Source organism: Novosphingobium soli (assembly GCF_042432915.1).
GTDB lineage: Bacteria > Pseudomonadota > Alphaproteobacteria > Sphingomonadales > Sphingomonadaceae > Novosphingobium > Novosphingobium soli.
In genome coordinates, this window is sequence record NZ_JBHLWK010000026.1 from 31457 (window position 1) to 50275 (window position 18819).

Consider the following 18819-nt stretch of genomic DNA (forward strand, 5'->3'; position numbering starts at 1 on the left):
CCAGTGGGCCGCTGGCAGCCCGCGCCCCTTCGTGTACGGTCAAGCAAAATTGCAAATGGGAGGGATGATCGTGAAGATCGCAAGGACTTGCGCGTCCGTGTTCGCGCTGGTGGGCTTTTCGGCGCTGGCCCCGCTGCCGGCTTTCGCCCAGGCCGAGGCCCAGGAATCCGCCACTGTAGACGACGGCGCGATCATCGTGACGGCCCAGCGCCGCGCGGAAGCGCAGGTGGACGTGCCGATTTCGATCACCAATATCAGCAGCAGCGCTCTGGAGACGGCGAGCGTGCAGCAGCTTGCGGATATCGGCAAGGTGACCCCGGCCTTGCGCTTCGACTTTGCCGGCGGCTTCTTCCAGCCCACCATTCGCGGCATCGGCACCGCCGTGACCACCTCGGGCGGGGGCGGCAACGTCGGCATCTACATCGACGGGTTCTATTCGCCGAATCCGCTTGCCGCGGACTTCGACCTCATCAGCGTGGACAGCATCCAGGTCCTCAAGGGGCCCCAGGGCACGCTGTTCGGCCGCAACACCACGGGCGGCGCCATTCTCGTCTCGACGCGCGAGCCGAACACCAACGCGAATTCGTTCGAAGGGCGTGCCAGCTACGGCCGCTACAACGAGGCGCGGGCCGAAGGCTTCGCCAACTACGTCATCTCCGATAGGGTGGCGCTCAGCATCGAGGGGCAGTACCGGCGCGGCGACGGTTGGCAGCACGACATTTCCAGCGGCCGGCGCGTCGGTGAGTACGAGAACTGGTCGGTGCGCCTGGGCCTCAAGGCCGAACTGAGCGACAACGTGGAGTTCCTGCTGCGCTACAAGCACGGCGACGTCGACGATCCCTCGACGATGCTGGCATCAAGCCTGGACACTTCCGACTTCGGACTGGGCGCGCCCTTCGGCGGCATACCCGGCACCTACACCACGGCAAAGAACAGGATCGCCACGGGCTCGGTGGACGAGTTCTTCCGCTCCAACAGCGACGTCGTCCAGGGCACGATCCGGGCTGACCTCGGCTTCGCGGACCTGACCTCGTACAGCCAGTACCGCAGCGAAAACACCAACATGTCGCAGGACCTGGACTACTCCGGGGCAGACCTGTTCCAGCTCGGCCTGCCGAACCTCAACGAGACCTGGAGCCAGGAATTCCTGCTCACCTCCAAGAGCGGGTCGAAGCTGCAGTGGACCGCGGGGCTGTTCTACTTCGAGAACACCGACACGTACGTCACCTTCATCGACAATGCCGGGAACGATCCCAACTCGCGCGTGCGCCTGGGCGGGTCGAGCACCACGGTGAAGAGCTACGCGGCGTTCATCGACGCGACTTACGAGTTCACGCCCCAGCTCTTCCTCACCGCCGGCGCGCGCTACTCCAACGACAAGATCGTGGATGCGTACTGGAACCGCGCCTTCGTGGCGACGGAGGTGCCGGTGCCCAGCATTTCCGACAACAAGCTCACCCCGCGCGTCGTGCTGCGCTACAAGCCCACGGACAAGACGAGCGTCTATGCCTCGTTCACCAAGGGATACAAGGCCGCGCTGCTGGACGTCGGCGGCTCGTGCCAGACCCCGGCCACGAACTTCGTCTGCAACGATGTCCGGCCAGAGGACATCAACGCCTACGAGATCGGCTTCAAGTTCGAGGAGCGGGGGCTCTCGTTCGAGACGGCTGCGTTCTATTACGATTACAAGAACCTGCAGGTCTCGATCTTCCGCACCGCCACGGCGGAGCTCATCAACGCGGCCACTTCCGAGATCTATGGCCTGGAAGGGTCTCTGCACTACCAGCTCACCCCGGCCTTCCAGCTCAACGCCGGTGCCTCCTACGTCCATGCCCGGTACAAGACGTTCAACAACGCGCCGGTCTATGTGCGCTGCGCCGGGCTGGACCCGGTGACCGCCGCCGGGTGCGCCGCAAGCGGCGTCACCTTCGTCGTCGCGCCCACCACGCTCACCGACGTTACCATGCAGCGCACGCCCGAGTTTACCGGCTTCCTGGGTGCGCGCTACGAGACGCAGCTCGGCGGGGGCGAACTCGCGCTGTCCGGCAACCTGTTCCACTCCTCCAGCTTCTTCTTCGGCCCCTCGGGCATACAGTTCCGGCAAGGCGGGTACGAGACGCTGGCGTTGCGCGCGCAGTGGAACGCTCCCGAGGACCGGTACTACGTCGCGCTGTTCGGGGACAATGTCACCAACAGCCGCTATCGGACGCAGGCGCAGTATTCCAGCTACGGCATCGGCGCGAACTGGAGCAAGCCGGTGACCTACGGGATCGAGTTCGGCGTCAACTTCTGATCGGCGGAGGAGCGGTTCCCACCCGGGGATTGCCCGGCATCAAGGCGGCACCAAGACTGCGGTAGCGGCCGGTCGGCGGTGGGCTCGACGAAACCGATCTTCAGCCAAAGCAGAGAGGAAGCGAATGTCGCAGCAGGATACCTGGCGGGTGGTGCAGTGGGCGACCGGCAACGTCGGAACCCGCGCGCTGCGCATGGTGATCGAGCATCCTCGCATGGAACTTGCGGGGCTCTGGGTCAGCTCGCCCGACAAGGCCGGGAAGGACGCGGGCGAGCTGTGTGGGCTGCCGGCGACGGGGATCACGGCGACCAACTCGCTGGAGGAGATCGTCGGGCTGGACGCCGACTGCGTGCTCTACATGCCCCAGGGCACGGATTGGGACGCACTCTGCGCGCTGCTGGCTTCGGGCAAGAACGTGGTCACCACCCGCGGCGACTTCCACTACCCGCCGATGATCGACCCCGACAAGCGCGCCCGGATCGAGGAGGCCTGTGCCAAAGGAAACAGCTCGATCTACTCGACCGGCTCGAGCCCCGGGTTCGTGACCGAAGCCCTGGCCATTCCGCTGCTGTCGCTGCAGCGCGAGCACCGGTTGCTGACGATCGACGAGTACGCCGACGTGTCCAGCCGCAACTCGCCGGACATGCTGTTCCATATCATGGGTTTCGCCGCACCGATGGCGCCGTTCGACCAGCGCCGGGCAGAGCACCTCAGGGGTGATTTCGGCAGCTCGCTGTCGCAAGTGGCACAGGCGATCGGGCTACCCTGTGACGAGATAGAGGCGCATGGGGAACTGTCCCCGACGACGCGGGACCTGCAGATCGCCGCGGGCAGCGTCCCGGCCGGCACGGTGGGCGCCATGCGCACGACGATCACGTGCAAGCACGAGGGCCGCCCCGTGCTGCGCTTCCGCGCCAACTGGTACGTGACGACCGACATCGACGACGACTGGGATCTGCGTGAATCCGGCTGGCGGATCACCACCGAGGGCGACACGCCGGTGAAGGTCGACATCTACTTCCCCGTCGCTGCCGAGGACTACGCCGCCTATACGCCCGGCCTCACCGCGCATCGACCGGTCAACGCGATCCCGGCGGTCTGCGCGGCCGAGCCGGGCATCCGCACGACGGTGGAGCTGCCGCAGATCCTGCCGCTCTTCTCCTAGCAGACCGTCGCAGGCGGGGTGTTCAGCGCTCCTGCGGCACCGTGCCCTGGTCTCCGCCGAGGACGCGGTAGAGGGTGATGCGGTTGCTGGCCTGCTGCAGCCGTACCGCCACTTCCGCCTGCCGTGCGGAATAGAGGCTGCGTTGCGCATCGAGGTTGTCGAGCGAGCTGACCAGCCCGCGCCGATACGTCGCCTCGGTCAGCCGCGCCGTGTCCTGCGCCGCGGCGGTGAAAGCACTGGCGGCGCGCAGTCGCTCCGCCAGCGTGCCTTGGTCCGCCAGGGCATCGGCGACTTCGCGGAACGCCGTCTGGATGGCCTTCTCGTAGGTCGCCAGAGCGGCGTCGCGCTGGGCGCGCGTGACCTCGACGTTGGCGGTGCGCCCGCCGGCGTTGAAGATCGACCAGCTGGCACCGCCCCCCAGCGTCGCCGTGCGCGAGGCGCTGTCGAACAGGGAGGACAACGAAGAGCTGGCGAAGCCGATCAGCGCGTCGAGCGAGAGGGTCGGAAACAATTCAGCCCGCGCGACGTCGATGTCGGCGTTCGCGGCGCGCAGGTCGTACTCGGCCTCTATCACGTCGGGGCGGCGCAACAGGATCTGCGTGCTGGTGCCGGCAGGAACCTCGCCGAGGCTGGTGTTGACTTCGTCCATGCCCCCCGGGAGCAGAGCTTCATCGACATCGGCGCCCACAAGGAGGCGCATGGCGTTCACGTCCTGTGCCAGGAGCGCCCTTTGCTGGGCGATGTCGCCGCGGGCGGTTTCCAGCACTTGCTCGGCCTGGCGCAACTCCGTGCGCGCGGCGACGCCGCCCCGCAGGCGGGCGGTCGAGAGGCGGACGCTCTCCTGCGCGTTGGCGGCGGTCGCTTCCGCTACCCGGAGAAGGTCGCGGTCCGCGGCGTAGGTCGCCCAGGCCTGCGCGAGGTCGGCAACAAGGCCGAGGCGCACAGTGCGGGCTGCCGCTTCGGTGGCCAGCGCCGTGTTGCGTTGCGACTCCGTGGCGTTGGCGAGCCGGCCGAAGAGGTCCAGCTCGAAGCTGGAGACGCCCGCTTCCACCGAATAACTCGAACCGCTGCTGCCAGCGCGGCCACCGACGTCCTGATGCGCAGCCGATCCGGACACGCCCACCGCGGGAAACTGGTTGGCCCTGATGACCCGAACCTGCGCGCGCGCTGCCGTCACGTTGGCTGCTGCCACGCGAAGGTCCCGATTGTTTGCGAGCGCCTGATCCACGAGGGCCTGGAGCCGCGGATCGCGGAAGACGTCCTTGTACGAGACGAGTGGCAGCCCCGCTTCGGACTGCGCCAGGTACGCGTCACCTACGGGCCAGGACGCGGGCACCGGCGCCGCGGGGGCCACGTACTTGGGTGCCAGCGAGCAGGCTCCCAGCGCCAGCGCCGGCAACAGCCCGGCGAACAGGCGCACGCGTGCTGTCAGGCTCATGCTGTCTCTCCCGAACGGCCTCGGCGCTCCTGCCGCTTCTGCCGCGCCTTGGCGAGGCCGTCGCGCACGCTGCGGCGCACGAGGACGAAGAACAGCGGGATGTAGAAGATGGCAAGGATGGTCGCGGTCAGCATGCCGCCGACAACGGCCGTGCCGATGGCGACGCGGCTGTTGGCGCCCGCGCCGCTTGCCAGAGCCAGCGGGAGCACGCCGAAGATGAACGCGAAGCTGGTCATCAGGATTGGGCGCAGGCGAATGCGCGCGGCTTCGATCGCGGCGTCGATCACGCGCTTGCCCTGCCGTTCGGCCTGTTCCGCGAACTCGATCATCAGGATCGCGTTCTTGGCGGCGAGGCCCATGGTCGTGAGCAGACCGATCTGCAGGTAGACGTCGTTCTCCAGGCCGCGGAGCGTCACCAGGACGATGGCGCCCAGCAGGCCGAGCGGGATCACCAGGATCACCGCGACCGGAATCGACCAACTCTCGTAGAGCGCGGCGAGGCACAGGAACACCACCAGCAGCGACAAGGCATAGAGCACCGGGCCTTGTCCCGACGACAGCCGCTCCTGGTACGACGAGCCGGCCCAAGCCACGCTCACGCCCGGGATCTGCGAGGCGAGTTGCTCCATGATCCCCATCGCGGTGCCGGAACTGGTCCCCGGCGCCGCATTGCCCGAGAACTCGAACGCCGGAAGGCCGTTGAACCGGGAGGTCGAGCTGGGCGCGGTGGACCAGCCGATCTTCGAGAAGGCGGAGATGGGCGCCATCTGGCCATCGCTGCCGCGCACGAACCACTGGGCCAGGTCCTCTGGACGGGACCGGAACTGCGCATCGCCCTGAACGTAGACCCGCTTCACGCGGCCCTTGTCGATGAAGTCGTTGACGTAGTTGCCGCCCCAGGCGGTCGACAGCGTCGCGTTCACGTTGCCCGGGGTGAGTCCGAACGCGGTGAGAGCGCGGGTGTCGGTGTCGATCTTCAGCGTCGACACGTCGGGCAGGTTGCTGAGGCGCACGCCCTGGAGCTGGGGGCTGGCGGTAGCCGCCGCGAGCAGCTTCTCGCGCGCTTCGGCAAACTGCTCCGTACTCATGCCGTTGGCATTCTGCAGCTCGAGCGTGAAGCCCGACGAGCTGCCAAGGCCGCGGATGGATCCGGGCACGAGCGCGAAGACCTGGGCGTCGCGCAGCCCCCGGAAAGCCGCGCTGGCCCGCTGCACGATAGCCTCGGCGCTGTCCTTGGAATCGGTGCGTTCCGACCAGTCGGTCAGGTTGATGAAGGCCTGTCCGCTGTTCTGCCCCGACGCTCCCTGGCCGCCGCCCGAAAGCGTGAACATGCCCTTGAGGTTGTGCTTCTCGTACGTGCGGAAGTAGTCCTCGACCGCGTGCTGGACTTCTTCGGTGCGGGCGCGGGGCGTGCCTGCGGGCAAGCGCCACTGGATCATGATGTTGCCCTGGTCCTCGTTGGGCAGGAACCCGGTGGGCAGGCGCTGGAACAGGAAGAAGGTGGCAATGCAGGTCAGGACGAACAGCCCCAGCCAGCGCCACTTGCGCTGCACGACGCGGTCGACCTGCCGCACATAGAGTTCGGTCGTCCGTTCGAACCCGCGGTTAAAGCCATGGTGGAAGCGGTCCCATCCGCGCGCCAGCCATGGCAGGCGCCGTTCGACGAAGCTGGGCTCGCGCTCGTCTTCCGGCACCTTCGCCTTGAGCAGCGTCGCTGTCAGCGCGGGGCTGAGGATGAGGGCGACGAGGACGGAGAGCACCATGGCCGTCACGATCGTCAGCGAGAACTGGCGGTAGATGACGCCGGTCGAGCCGCCGAAGAACGCCATCGGCAGGAATACCGCCGAGAGCACGAGCGCGATCGCGACGAGGGCGATCTGAATCTCCTCCATCGACTTGATGGTCGCCTCGCGCGGAGTCATGCCGGGGTTCTCCTCCAGCAGGCGCTCGACGTTTTCCACCACGACAATGGCATCGTCCACAAGGAGGCCGATCGCCAGTACCAGGCCGAACAAGGTCAGCGTGTTGATCGAGAAGCCGACCGCATAGAAGACGGCAAAGGTCCCCAGAAGCACGACCGGCACGGCGATCGCCGGGATCAGCGTCGCGCGCCAGGTCTGCAGGAAGACGAACATGACGATCACGACGAGGACGATCGCCTCGAACAGCGCCTTCTGCACTTCCTCGACCGACAGCTTGATGAACTCGGTGGAATCGCTGCCGTAGATGTAGGTCAGGCCGTCCGGCAGGCTCGCCGCGAGCTCCTTCATCTTGGCCTTCACCGCCTCGGCGGTGGCCAGCGCGTCGGCGCCGGGGGAGAGCGAAATCGAGATACCCGCGCCTGGATGGCCGTTGACGCGGCTGATGGTGTTGTAGTTGTCGGCCCCGATCTCCACCCGCGCGACGTCGCCGACCGTCACGATCGAGCCATCGGCATTGGTCTTCACGACAATGTCGCGGAACTGCTGCTCGGTCTGGAGCCGCGAACCGGCGGTGACGATCGCGTTGATCGCCTGTCCCGGCACGGCCGGCATGCCGCCCACTTCGCCCGCCGCCACTTCGGTATTCTGTGCCTGGATCGCCGAGGTGACGTCGCTCGGCATCAGGGCCACGGCTGCGAGCTTGCGCGGGTCCAGCCAGATGCGCATCGCGTGCGGTGCACCGAAGACGTTGACGTCGCCGACACCGTTCACGCGGGACAGCGGGTCCTGGATGTTGGACGTGAGATAGTCGGACACGTCCTGGTTCTGCCGCGTGTCCGTCTCGTCATAGACTGCCACCAGCAGCAGTTCATCGGGATTGGACTTGGTGACGGTGACGCCCCGCGCCTGCACCGTCTGCGGCAGGCGTGGAAGCGCTGACTGCACCTTGTTCTGGACCTGGACCTGCGCGATGTCGGGGTCGGTTCCCTTCGCGAAGACGGCGCTGATCGATGCTTGCCCACGGTTGCTGGACGTGGAGTTGAAGTAGAGCAGCCCGTCGATCCCGGTCAGCTGCTGCTCGATGATCTGGGTGACCGAGTTCTCGATCGTCTCTGCCGATGCGCCTTGGTAGGTGGCACGGATGTTCACCTGCGTCGGCGCGATGTCCGGGTATTGCTCCTTGGGGAGGAAGTTGAGGGCCGCAAGGCCCGCCAGCATGACGATGATCGCCAGGACCCAGGCGAAGATCGGACGATCGATGAAGATGCGTGACATGCCGGGCTCAGTGGCCCCCGCCGGTGCCGGAACCCGCGCCCGATCTGCCGTCTTGCTGTTCGCCCTCGCGGGGAGGAGCGACCTTCTGCGGGCTGGAACTGGGTACCGGCTTCACGCTTGTGCCCTGCCGCAGCCCGTTCAGCCCTTGCACGATGACCTTGTCACCCTTCCTGAGGCCCGCCGTCACCACGGAGTTCGCGCCCGAGGTGCGCTCGGCCGTGACCTTGCGGCGCACGGCCTTGTTGCCGGGCCCGACCAGCATGACGAAGGCGCTGCCGTCGAAGTCCCGCTGCACGGCATTCTGGGGCACCAGGATCGCGTTGGGGTCCGCAGCCTGGTCGAACATGGCGCTGACGAACATGCCGGGAAGCAAGAGGTCGTCCGGGTTCGGGAAGCGGGCGCGCAGCGTCACGGTGCCGGTGCTCTGGTCCACCGTCACTTCGGAGAACTGCACGGTCCCCGGGAGCGGATAGGCCGCGCCGCTGTCGAGCATCAGCCGGACTTCGGTGCTGCCGGGCAGGACTCCGCCTTCCGCCAGCCGGCGGCGCAGCGCCGTGAGATCGGCTGCGGACTGCTGCATGTCGACGTAGATCGGATCCATGCGCTGGATCACTGCGAGCGGCTCTGCCTGGGTCGCGCTCGCGAGAGCGCCGACGGTGAACAAGGACCGGCCAATCCGGCCGCTGATCGGCGCCGGCACCGTGGTGAAGCGCAGGTTGATGCGCGCGGTGTCGAGCGCGGCGGCGTTCTGAGCAATCGAGGCCTTGGCAGTGCGCGCCTCCGCCAGGGCATCGGTGTAGTCCTGCCGTGCCACCGCTTCCATCTCGGCGAGAGGACGGTAGCGATCTGCCCGAACCTGCGCCGCATCGGCCGTGGCGCGAGCGCTGGCGAGATTGGCCTGCGCCTGGTTCACCGCAGCGCGGTAGAGGCTGGGATCGATCTCGAACAGCGGCTCACCGGCGCGAACGGTGCTCCCCTCGGTGAAGAAGCGCTTGCGGATCACGCCGGTGACCTGCGGACGGACTTCCGAGGTCTCGAACGCGACGGTCCGGCCGCTCAGGGTGACGCCGATCGGGACGCTGCTGGTTTGCGCCACGATGTAGCCGACTTGTGCCGGGGGCTTGCCGCCCTGATCCGGCGCTTCAGTCCCGCAGGATGACAGTGCGGCGGCCACGACGAGCATGAAAGGCCGGCGCCAGCTGAAGAGGCGCCGGGAAGCTGGGGGGGTATCGGGTTTCAATGCGCACGCCTTGTTCGGACTTGCATCGTCCTATCGAAGCAAAGACCCGACCTCGCAAGGCTCCATTTCGCACGTGCGACAATTTGCGACCCGAGGGGGCGGTTCCGTCAGGTCGGGCCGGAACCACCGGCCGGTCTTCGCCGTTTTCTTGCAAGGAAAGGAAGTGGTGCCCGGGGGCGGATTCGAACCACCGACACTGCGATTTTCAGTCGCATGCTCTACCAACTGAGCTACCCGGGCATCGCATCTGCAGCGGCCTCCGAAGGGACCGGCGAGCGGTTGGTGGCGGGCCTATGGCGAAGCGCGCCGACCTTGGCAACCCCAAAATGACGGGACGATTTCAATCGTCCTGTGGATTGTCGGGAAAGCTCGGCGGTCCGGGCAGGGCATAGCCGTCCTCCAGCCACTGGAGCAGGTCGCGGTCGCGGCAGCGCTTGGAGCAGAATGGGGTGTGTTCGGCCGCACGCGGCTTGCCGCAGATGGGGCACTTGCGTTCGAGACGGGTCATGCGCCTAGCGCCTGCGCGAATCCGCCGGTGAGCGCAAGGCCCGGTGCGTCGCGCCAGCGCAGTACCCGGCCGGTCCGGCGGGTAAGTTCGGCGATCCATTCGTCCCTGATGGCCGCGCGAACCGCAGGAGAAGCCGTCAGGAGCAGGACGCCCGGATCGGTGATTGCTTCCGCCTGCCGCAGGAGCAGGCGGGCCGCCGCCGCTGCGGGAGCTCCCCGCATCCGCTGCGGGAGCGATGGCCGTTCCAGGCGTGCCACGATCTGGACAAAGCCGAAGCCGTTCATGGCGGTGCGCTGGTGCGGCCACGCCGCCAGCGCGTGTTCCAGTGCCTCGTCGACAGCCCTGCGGTCGTCCCTGCCCTCGAGCGAGGGGAAGTCGATGCCGATCGAGCCGGCCAGGTCCAGCCGCCCGATCGCCTGCGCCACCGCGGGTACGGCGGCAAGGGCCAGCGCTGCGGGCGGGAGCCCGCCGTCGATGTCGATGAGCGTCATCGCCGGCGTCGGTGTCACGACCAGCGACCCGCCGTCGAACGGAACGATGCCGTCCAGCGCTTCCAGCGCGATCTCGGGCCACGGGTCGTCGGGAAAGCGGCGTACGAGGCGCACAGGCTGACCCGTTGCGCGCAAAGTCTCCGCCAGCGTCGGTGCGGGGCGAACCGGTGCATCGCTGATGCGGGCCTGCGCGCGCTTCAGCCGCCCCGTTTCGGCCATGGCCGAGCGCACGACGATGGCGCGGTGGAGGGCGCCCTCGGCTGCAGATCGCGGCAACCCGTCCACCAGGGCCTCCTCGCCGGTTGGAAAGCGGAGCGTGCCGCGGCGTGAACCGGCGCGCCGCGACACCAGCACGGCGTCCGCGACCTGGCCCGCGGCAAGGCGGCCGGGCCAGTCAAGACGGGCGGCGAGGACGTTCCCTCCGTCGACCAGGATGGCACGGGATTCGCCGATCCCGTCCTCTACGAGCCACTCAGGCAATCGCGAATCCTGCCGCCTTCAACAGGGCGCGCGTTTCGAATAGCGGCAGGCCGACGACGCCCGAGTGGCTTCCGGAGATCCACGCGATGAGACCCTCGGCGCTGCCCTGGATGGCGTAGCCGCCCGCCTTGCCGTGCCATTCGTAGCCCGCGACGTAGGCCTCGACCTCCGGCGTGGAGAGGGGCTTGAAGCGCACGACCGTCTCGCTCAACCGCTCGCGCAAGGAGCCGTCGGGCGCGCGCAGGGCAACGGCGGAAAGGACGCGATGGCGTCGCCCGGAAAGCAATGCGAGGCACGAGCGCGCGGTCGCCTCGTCCTCGGCCTTGGGAAGGATGCGCAGTCCTGCGGCGACCACGGTGTCGCCGGCGAGGACAAACGCCTCTCCGGGCATCGACGCCAAGGCCTTTTCACGGGCCATCCGCCGCGCATAGTCGCGGGGGTTCTCCCTTGGGCGGGGCGTCTCGTCGATGTCGGCGGATGCGACCGTGAACGTCGTCACGCCGAGGCGCGAGAGCAGTTCGCGACGGCGCGGGCTGGCGGATGCCAGGACGAGAGCAGGGGGTGCGGCGCAGCCTGCGACCGAACCGGCTCCGGACCCGCCGTCAGTACTGCCCTGGGCCACCGCGACCGGGCATGAAGCGGTAGGTGATGCGCCCCTTGGTGAGGTCGTAGGGCGTCAGTTCGACCAGAACCTCGTCGCCGACAAGGACGCGGATGCGGTTCTTGCGCATCTTGCCGGCGGTGTGACCCAGGATTTCGTGGCCATTCTCCAGCTCCACGCGGAACATGGCGTTCGGCAGCAGTTCGACCACGCGACCGCGCATTTCGAGGAGTTCTTCTTTCGCCATTGGCGATCAGTGTCCGTTGTTCTGGTGTGTCATCGCGGCGCGACATAGCCACGACTCCCCGAAATTGGAAGCCTTCGCGGTTCATCGCGGCGCAAGACGGTTGCGACAAAATGATACTGGGCAGCGCCTTGTCGTTCCTGGGCCGGCGAGGCATCAGAGCTGTGGGGAGGAACTTAACTTTTTGACACAGATGCACCTTGGCGGAGATTGCAGTTGCGTTCCCTACCTCTGATAAGCCTTGTCGCGTGCCTCGGCATGCCCGCCGCTGCATATGCGGCCGAGACGCCGGTGCCGCCAGCTGCGGAAGACGACGACAGCAATGCCGACGATCCGCTGGAAGTGCAGGGCGACGAGATCATCGTCCTTGCGCCGCGGATCATGGGCCAGATCGACGTACCGCAGCAGCCCATAGAGGTGTTCGACGAGAACGACATCGCCTCCTACGGCGCCAGTTCGATCGAGGAACTGCTCGAAGCGATTTCGCCCCAGACGGGCAGTGGCCGCGGTCGCGGCGACGGGCGTCCCGTCATGCTCCTGAACGGCCAGCGGATCACCAGCTTCCGAGAGATGCGCAACATCCCGCCGGAGGCGATCCGCCGCGTCGAGGTGCTGCCGGAGGAAGTCGCGCTGCGGTTCGGGTATGCCGCCAACCAGCGGGTCGTGAACATCATCCTCAAGGAGCAGTTCGCAGCTGTCACCGCATCGGGCGAGTACAACCGCCCGACCCGCGGCGGCTACGACAACTACGAGTTGGAAAGCGGGCTGTTCAGCATCTCCGGCCCGCGCCGCTACAACGTGACCGCCAAGCTCGATGAGACGAGCATGCTGACCGAGGCGGAGCGCAACATCATCCAGGATGACTCGCGCACGTCCGATCTCGCCACCGACCCCGACCCGGCTCGCTATCGCAGCCTTGCCGGGAAGGATTCCGAGCTGGTGCTGGAAGGCACGATGACCCAGGGTCTGGGCGAGAAAGGCCTCGCCGGGGCGATCACCGTCACCGGCGGCTACACCCGTTCACAGACCACCTCGCTTTCGGGCCTCGACACCGTCACCCTGACCGATGACAGCGGCAGCCTTCAGCGGACGTTACCCGACCCGCTCACCACCCGCGCCATATCCGACACGTTCGAGGGTGGGCTGGGGTACAGCACCATGGTGGGCGAGTGGCAGCTGAGCGCCACCGCCAACGCCACCTACGCGGATTCGAGCACGCGGGTGGATCGCCGACGCGACGGATCGGACCTCCAGGCCCAGGTGGATGCAGGCGCATTGGCGATCGACGGCGCGCTGCCGTTCGTGCCCGGCGCCGGAGTCGACGTGGCGACCACGCGCCAGCTCACGCTCAGCAATCTCGCGACGATCTCAGGCAAGCCATTTCGCATGCCGGCCGGTGAGGCCAATCTCACCGTCAAGGCGGGCTACGACTTCGATCGCTCCAGCAGCGAGGACACCCGCAACACGCTCGGCGCCGTCACGCTCAAGCGTGGCGACGTGCTCGGCGGCGTGAACCTGGCACTGCCCCTCACCAGCAAGGGGGAGGACTTCCTGGGTGCTGTCGGGGACCTGACGCTCAACCTGAGCGGCGGGCTCGACCGCCTTTCGGATTTCGGCACACTGAGCAATTGGAGCGCCGGCCTGACCTGGTCTCCCACCGAAAAGCTCAGCTTTCAGGCCAGCTACATCGTCGAGGAGGCCGCGCCGAAGCTCACCCAACTCGCCGCTCCCAACATCCTGACCTACAACGTCGCGGTGTACGACTTCACGACGTCACGCACCGCTCTGGTGACGACGATCAGCGGCGGCAATCCGAACCTCCGGAAGGAGACGCAGCGCGACATCAAGCTCTCGGCGCAGTGGCAGCTACCGTTCCTCAGCCGCTCGAGCCTCATCGTCGAGTACTTCCGCAATCGGTCGAGCGACGTCACCCAGTCGTTCCCGCTGCTCACCCCTGCGGTCGAGGCAGCGTTTTCCGACCGCGTGACGCGCGATGCAGCGGGCAATCTGATCGCCCTGGACCGGCGACCGGTCACGTTCGACGAGGTCAAGACCTCGTCGATGCGCTGGGGCATCAATTTGTCCGGTAGCCTGGGGGACTCCTCGTCGTCCTCGACGTCCACCGGGGGTGCCGGCCGTGCCGCGGCGGCGCCGGAGGGCGCGCCCGCGGCCCCGGTGACCGGTCCCAACGGCCCGATGCCGGGCGTGCAGACGCTGGGAGGGAAGCCGGCAGGAGTCCCGGGCGGGCGCCCGGGCTTCGATCCGGCTCGCTTTGCTGCGGTGCGCCAGCAACTCTGCGCGCCGGGTGCGACCGCACCCGACCTCTCGCAAATGCCCGAGGGACTGCGGCAGCGCCTGTTGGGAGCCGACGGCAAGATCGACCCCGCCAAACTCGCGGAATTCAAGGAGCGTGCCTGCGCCGCCGATGGCGCGAACGGGCCTGCCGGCCCCGGCGGACCGGGTGAAGGTGCTTTCGATCCGCAACGCTTCGAGAGGATCCGTACCGCGCTCTGCTCCGGTGGCAGTGGCCCGCCGGACATCACCAGCCTGCCCAGCCGCATGCGCGAGCGGCTTGTCGGGGCTGACGGCAAGGTCGACCCGCAGCGGCTCGAACAGCTGCGAGCGCGCTTCTGCACGGCCGATGGCAGCGCAACGACCAGCGGCAGCGCGGGCAGCGGCGCGCCGGCGCCGGCCGGGGATGCGATGCGTGAGATGCGGTCTGCAGGCGGCCCGCCGCCGATGCAATCGAGTGGAGGCGGGGCTCCGCGCGGCGAAGGCGGCATGAACGGGCGCGGGCCCGGCGGCCCCTCGATGGGGCCGGGCGGCCCGCCGATGGGCCCTGGCGGCCCGCGCGGTAGCCGCTGGAACATCGCGGTCTACCATACCTGGCGCTTTACCGACACGGTGAGCATCGCGCCGGGCGTGCCCGTGCTCGACGAGCTCGACGGCGACGCGATCGCGGCCGGCGGCGTGCCGCGGCATGCGATCGAGGCCGAGGGCGGGCTGTTCAAGAACGGCTACGGCCTGCGGCTCAAGGCCGAGTGGGAGGCGCCCGCGCGGGTCAACGGCTCCGGCGCGCCCGGTAGCTCTGACTTGCGCTTCGGGAGCACTTTCGACGTTTCGCTTAGGATCTTCGCGGATCTCGGGCGCAACGAGGACCTGGTCGCCAGGATGCCGTTCCTCAAGGGTACGCGGCTCTCGCTGGTGGCGGACAATCTCCTCGATTCACGCCAGCGGGTGACCGACGAGAACGGCGACACTCCGATCGCCTACCAGCCTGGCTATCGCGCGCCGCAGGGTCGAGTGCTCGGCATCGACTTCCGCAAGCTGTTCTGATCGTCCAGCCCGGCAGGGCATGATCCTGCCGGGCCGGCTCGGCCATAGCGCCGCAGTCTGAGAAATAGTCCCCAAGCGCCGGCCGCGCCTCACTTCCCCTGCGGGCTTTCGATCTCTATCTGCACGAACATGGCGCGAACACCTGCCGGCACTCCCGAACACCCCCAAGGACTCGAACGCTTCAACGAGGACCGTGCCACGTACACCGTGCGCGGATCGGATCAGCCGGACTTGCAGGCCGGCGTCCAGGTGATCCGCGACACCGTGCGCACGCTGCCACCCAAGCCGGGCGTCTATCGCATGCAGGATGCGCGCGGCGAGGTGCTCTACGTCGGCAAGGCGCGGGCGCTGAAGAACCGGGTCGCGAACTACACGCAGTGGGAGCGCCTGCCGGGGCGCTTGCAGCGCATGGTCAGCCAGACGCGCTCGATGACCATCGTCACGACCAATTCCGAAGCCGAAGCGCTGCTGCTGGAAGCGCAGCTGATCAAGCGTTTCCGCCCGCCGTACAACGTGCTGCTGCGCGACGACAAGTCGTTCCCCTTTATCCTCCTGCGGGCCGACCATGCGTTCCCGCGCATCATGAAGCACCGCGGCGCGCGCAAGGCTCAGGGCAATTACTATGGGCCGTTCGCCAGCGCCGGTTCGGTCAACACGACCATCAACGCGCTGCAGAAGCTGTTCCTGCTCAGAAGCTGCACGGACAGCTTCTTCGCCCGTCGCGACCGTCCCTGCCTGCTCTATCAGATCAAGCGGTGCTCCGCGCCCTGCGTGGGGCGGATCGACGAGGCCGGCTACGACGAGCTCGTGCAGGAGGCCAAGGACTTCCTGGGCGGCCGCTCCAGCGCGGTCCAGCGCAAGATCGAGGCGCAGATGGCGCAAGCGGCGCAGGACCTCGACTTCGAGCGTGCCGCCATGCTGCGCGATCGTCTGCGGGCGGCGACCTTCATCCAGGGCAGCCAGGCCATCAATGCGGAGGGGCTGGACAATGCCGACATCTTCGCGATGGCGACCAAGGGCGGGCAGGTCGGCGTGCAGGCCTTCTTCATCCGCGGTGGCCAGAACTGGGGGCACCGCGCCTTCTTCCCCACCCACACCGAAGACTTGAGCGAGGAAGAGGTGATGCAGAGCTTCCTGGCGCAGTTCTACGAAGAGGTGCCGCCCGCACGCTGTATCCTCGTCGACCGCGAACTCCCCGAGGCGGACCTCATCTCCGAGGCGCTGAGGGAAGGGGCAGGGGGCAAGGTCGAGATTTCGGTGCCGCAACGTGGTACTCGTCGCCGGCTGATCGCTCAGGCCACTCGCAACGCGGTCGAGGCGCTCGACCGACGCCTTGCCGAGCGCGGGACGCAGGCGAAGGTCTGGCGCGAGATGGCCGAGTTCCTCGAGCTGCCCGAGATCCCGCAGCGGGTGGAGATCTACGACAACAGCCATATCCAGGGCACGAAGGCGCTGGGCGCGATGGTGGTGGCCGGGCCAGAAGGCTTCGTGAAGAACCAGTACCGCAAGTTCAACATCAAGTCCGCCCAGACAGACGACGACTTCGCGATGATGCGCGAGGTGATGACCCGCCGCTTCGGCCGCGCGCAGGAGGAGGACCCGGAGCGGCAGAGCGGCATGTGGCCGGACCTCGTGCTGATCGACGGCGGCAAGGGCCAGATGAGTTCGGTGCGCGACGCGCTGGAGGAACTCGGCATCGAGGACGTCAACCTCATCGCCATCGCCAAGGGACCGCATCACGGTCGCGAGGGCCGGGAAGTCTTTCACTTCCCCGACGGGCGCGAGAAGATGCTGCCGGTCAACTCGCCCGTCCTGTTCCACCTCCAGCGCCTGCGCGACGAAGTGCATCGCTTCGCCATCGGCGCACATCGCGCCAAGCGCAGCCGTGCGATCAGCGCCAGCCCCTTGGACGAGATCCCCGGCATCGGCCCAGCGCGTAAGCGGGCGCTGCTGCTGCACTTCGGGACCGCGGGCAAGGTCCGCGCCGCCGGCCTCGAAGACCTCCAGCGCGCGCCGGGGGTAAGTTCGGCCGTGGCGCAGGCCGTCTATGACTTCTACCATCCCCGCGGCTGAAAACTGCCACATCGCGCGGGGTGCGGAAACCAACTGAGTGCGGTCCGCTTTCCCGTTGTGTGCGAGCAGAAGCGGGAGCGCTGCGTGGTAGCCTTTGGTCCATTCGAAATCGCGGTCGCCCTCTTGCTGGTCGTGGCCATTGCGGGCGCGGCCGCCATCTTCGTCCGTAACGGTCGCAGTGCCGCTCTGCGCGACCGCTTCGGCGAGGAGTACCGGCGGACACTGGCGCCCAAAAGCGGCGCCAGCGCGCTGGGTCTCATGCTGGACGAGCGGGAGAGAGGGATGGCCGGTCCAAGAAGCTGGTGCCTGTCACCGGGGCAGCGTGACGCTTTCATCGCTGCTTGGCGGCAGGTGCAGTCGCAGTTCGTGACCGACGCCGCTGGCGCCGTCAAACGTGCCGACACCCTGCTGACGCAGGTCATGCTCGCCTGCGGCTATCCGGTTGCCGACCTTGAGCCGGGCACCGAAGATCAACCCGTAGAGCATAGCGAACTCATCGTGCAGTACCGCACGGGGCATGCCATCGCACAAGCGCATGCCAGCGGCCAAGGCGGCATCGAGGAACTGCGCTGGGCGTTCGTGCACTTCCGCGCGTTGTTCGACGATCTGGTGAACGAGCCGGTGGATTTCAGCCCGGTGATCGAAAACAGGAATGGGCGCGTCCACGACTTGCGCAAGGAGACGACCCGCCGGAACTGAGCCCGACCCGGCGAGCATGTCGTCGCGCCGGGCTCACAGTTGGTCAGCCGCCCGAAAGCAGCTTCGAAACGACGCTTCGACGCGTCATCGCGCGTCCAGCGCGGTTCACTTCCGCGGAGTTGATTGCTTGACTTCAGGCTCGGACTTGAAGGCAAGGTCCTTGTCGCCCTTCTTCGCCTTCTTGCCGGGCTTGTCCTCGCGGTCGCCCGCCTGGAGTTCGTCCATGCGCGCCTGGACCACGTGCGCCGGCGCGGGAGAGGCGGGGTAACGGCAACCCTTTGCCTGTCCGACGCCCTTGAGAAAGCCCCGACGGGTCAGCCCCGCCTGGATCGCGGCATTGACCTTGCGGTCCTGCGCATTCGCGCCCGAGACTTCGCGGATCAGGCCGCGGAACGGAATGAACGAGGCGACCACCCACTGGCCCACCCGCCCTGCGCTGATGCGATCGCGCTCCGCGGCGGGCAAGTCGATGTCGGGCCCCAGCACCTCGTCGAGTTCCTGGATGGCGCCTGCGATCTGGCGGCACTTGCCCAGGCCGGCGAGCGAATAGGGTTCGCTGCCCGCCTTGACCAGCAGCGGCGGGATCTCGCCATCACGGCCGACGTTCAGGTCGTTGATCGGCGTCTTGGCCACGTCCATCGCATCGGGATCGCGCGCCGTGATCGGCTTGTCTTCCTGACGCGCCACCGCCGGTGTGGCGAGAAGTCCCGCGGTGATTGCCGCGACCAGCAACTTGCGGTGCATCGTCTGTCCTCCTGCATGCCCCGGCACGGCGCAGTTCGCCGCGCCACCAAAGTGTCACTCTGCCGACGTGAACGTGTCACACGCATCCTCGTTCCCGGTGTCGAGACCGCGCTTGAGCCAGCGCATGCGCTCGGCGCTGGAGCCGTGGGTGAAGCTTTCGGGGTTCACCGCTCGGCCGGCGCCCTTCATCAGCGCGTCGTCGCCGATGGCGCTGGCGGCGGTGAGGCCTTCCTCCATATCGCCGGGCTCGACGAGGTCGCGGTGCTTGCCGGCTTATCGCGAGGAAGCGGTAATGCGGAGGAACGCGGCG

Annotated in this window: 13 protein-coding genes, 1 tRNA gene and 1 pseudogene; 5 read left to right on the forward strand and 10 right to left on the reverse strand. The window is 67.6% G+C overall.

From position 1 onward, the window contains the following. Positions 1-64 precede the first annotated feature (64 nt). On the forward strand, positions 65-2293 hold the full coding sequence (locus ACFFJC_RS19035) for a TonB-dependent receptor (RefSeq protein WP_379488978.1): 2229 nt from the start codon (positions 65-67) through the stop codon (positions 2291-2293). Positions 2294-2417: 124 nt separating this feature from the next. Continuing rightward, positions 2418-3458, forward strand: a complete 1041-nt coding sequence (locus ACFFJC_RS19040; RefSeq protein ID WP_379488979.1) for an NAD(P)H-dependent amine dehydrogenase family protein — start codon at positions 2418-2420, stop codon at positions 3456-3458. 22 nt (positions 3459-3480) lie between these two features. On the opposite strand, the gene ACFFJC_RS19045 is transcribed toward ACFFJC_RS19040, so the two are convergent. From ACFFJC_RS19045 to infA, 8 genes are all read right to left on the reverse strand, one after another. Continuing rightward, complete coding sequence (locus ACFFJC_RS19045) at positions 3481-4896, reverse strand: efflux transporter outer membrane subunit (RefSeq protein ID WP_379488980.1); 1416 nt, start codon at positions 4894-4896, stop codon at positions 3481-3483. Beyond that, positions 4893-8093 (reverse strand): efflux RND transporter permease subunit, encoded by a 3201-nt coding sequence (locus ACFFJC_RS19050; RefSeq protein WP_379488981.1) that lies wholly within the window; start codon positions 8091-8093, stop codon positions 4893-4895. Before ACFFJC_RS19050 ends, ACFFJC_RS19045 begins: the two co-directional genes overlap by 4 nt. Positions 8094-8100: 7 nt before the next feature. Then, entirely contained in the window at positions 8101-9276 is a 1176-nt protein-coding gene (locus ACFFJC_RS19055) for an efflux RND transporter periplasmic adaptor subunit (RefSeq protein WP_379488982.1), read from the reverse strand. Positions 9277-9497: 221 nt separating this feature from the next. After that, positions 9498-9573: transfer RNA gene (locus ACFFJC_RS19060), tRNA-Phe, on the reverse strand. 100 nt (positions 9574-9673) lie between these two features. Next, positions 9674-9841: a DNA gyrase inhibitor YacG gene (gene yacG, locus ACFFJC_RS19065; RefSeq protein ID WP_379488983.1), complete on the reverse strand. Its 168-nt coding sequence runs from the start codon at positions 9839-9841 to the stop codon at positions 9674-9676. Beyond that, complete coding sequence (locus ACFFJC_RS19070; RefSeq protein WP_379488984.1) at positions 9838-10812, reverse strand: Rne/Rng family ribonuclease; 975 nt, start codon at positions 10810-10812, stop codon at positions 9838-9840. Before ACFFJC_RS19070 ends, yacG begins: the two co-directional genes overlap by 4 nt. Further along, a complete protein-coding gene (locus ACFFJC_RS19075; RefSeq protein WP_379488989.1) occupies positions 10805-11359 on the reverse strand; it encodes a Maf family protein in 555 nt (184 codons plus the stop codon). Before ACFFJC_RS19075 ends, ACFFJC_RS19070 begins: the two co-directional genes overlap by 8 nt. 55 nt (positions 11360-11414) lie before the next feature. Then, positions 11415-11660, reverse strand: a complete 246-nt coding sequence (gene infA / locus ACFFJC_RS19080) for a translation initiation factor IF-1 (protein WP_007014967.1) — start codon at positions 11658-11660, stop codon at positions 11415-11417. A gap of 255 nt (positions 11661-11915) precedes the next feature. Here infA and ACFFJC_RS19085 point away from each other — a divergent pair, with 255 nt between their 5' ends. The 3 genes from ACFFJC_RS19085 (at position 11916) to ACFFJC_RS19095 (ending at position 17765) form a co-directional block, all read left to right on the forward strand. Then, entirely contained in the window at positions 11916-14993 is a 3078-nt protein-coding gene (locus ACFFJC_RS19085; RefSeq protein ID WP_379488985.1) for a TonB-dependent receptor domain-containing protein, read from the forward strand. Between the two features lie 129 nt (positions 14994-15122). Beyond that, positions 15123-17066, forward strand: a complete 1944-nt coding sequence (gene uvrC, locus ACFFJC_RS19090; RefSeq protein ID WP_379488986.1) for an excinuclease ABC subunit UvrC — start codon at positions 15123-15125, stop codon at positions 17064-17066. 84 nt (positions 17067-17150) lie between these two features. Further along, positions 17151-17765 carry a hypothetical protein gene (locus ACFFJC_RS19095; protein ID WP_379488987.1) on the forward strand — a complete coding sequence of 205 codons (615 nt, stop codon included), beginning with the start codon at positions 17151-17153 and terminating at the stop codon, positions 17763-17765. Between the two features lie 105 nt (positions 17766-17870). Here the strand turns inward: ACFFJC_RS19095 and ACFFJC_RS19100 are convergent, their stop codons facing one another. Both ACFFJC_RS19100 and ACFFJC_RS19105 read right to left on the reverse strand, forming a co-directional pair. Next, entirely contained in the window at positions 17871-18509 is a 639-nt protein-coding gene (locus tag ACFFJC_RS19100; RefSeq protein ID WP_379488988.1) for a hypothetical protein, read from the reverse strand. Positions 18510-18563: 54 nt separating this feature from the next. Then, positions 18564-18782: pseudogene (locus ACFFJC_RS19105) on the reverse strand (neutral zinc metallopeptidase); the annotation flags it as partial. Positions 18783-18819: the final 37 nt, after the last annotated feature.

Bases quoted from the DNA above. Each gene is read 5' to 3' on its own strand.
- ACFFJC_RS19100 (WP_379488988.1), bottom strand. From the start codon at position 18,509: ATGCACCGCAAGTTGCTGGTCGCGGCAATCACCGCGGGACTTCTCGCC.
- infA (WP_007014967.1), bottom strand. From the start codon at position 11,660: ATGGCGAAAGAAGAACTCCTCGAAATGCGCGGTCGCGTGGTCGAACTG.
- yacG (WP_379488983.1), bottom strand. From the start codon at position 9,841: ATGACCCGTCTCGAACGCAAGTGCCCCATCTGCGGCAAGCCGCGTGCG.
- ACFFJC_RS19040 (WP_379488979.1), top strand. From the start codon at position 2,418: ATGTCGCAGCAGGATACCTGGCGGGTGGTGCAGTGGGCGACCGGCAAC.
- uvrC (WP_379488986.1), top strand. From the start codon at position 15,123: ATGGCGCGAACACCTGCCGGCACTCCCGAACACCCCCAAGGACTCGAA.
- ACFFJC_RS19035 (WP_379488978.1), top strand. From the start codon at position 65: ATGATCGTGAAGATCGCAAGGACTTGCGCGTCCGTGTTCGCGCTGGTG.
- ACFFJC_RS19085 (WP_379488985.1), top strand. From the start codon at position 11,916: ATGCCCGCCGCTGCATATGCGGCCGAGACGCCGGTGCCGCCAGCTGCG.
- ACFFJC_RS19050 (WP_379488981.1), bottom strand. From the start codon at position 8,093: ATGTCACGCATCTTCATCGATCGTCCGATCTTCGCCTGGGTCCTGGCG.
- ACFFJC_RS19055 (WP_379488982.1), bottom strand. From the start codon at position 9,276: ATGCTCGTCGTGGCCGCCGCACTGTCATCCTGCGGGACTGAAGCGCCG.
- ACFFJC_RS19045 (WP_379488980.1), bottom strand. From the start codon at position 4,896: ATGAGCCTGACAGCACGCGTGCGCCTGTTCGCCGGGCTGTTGCCGGCG.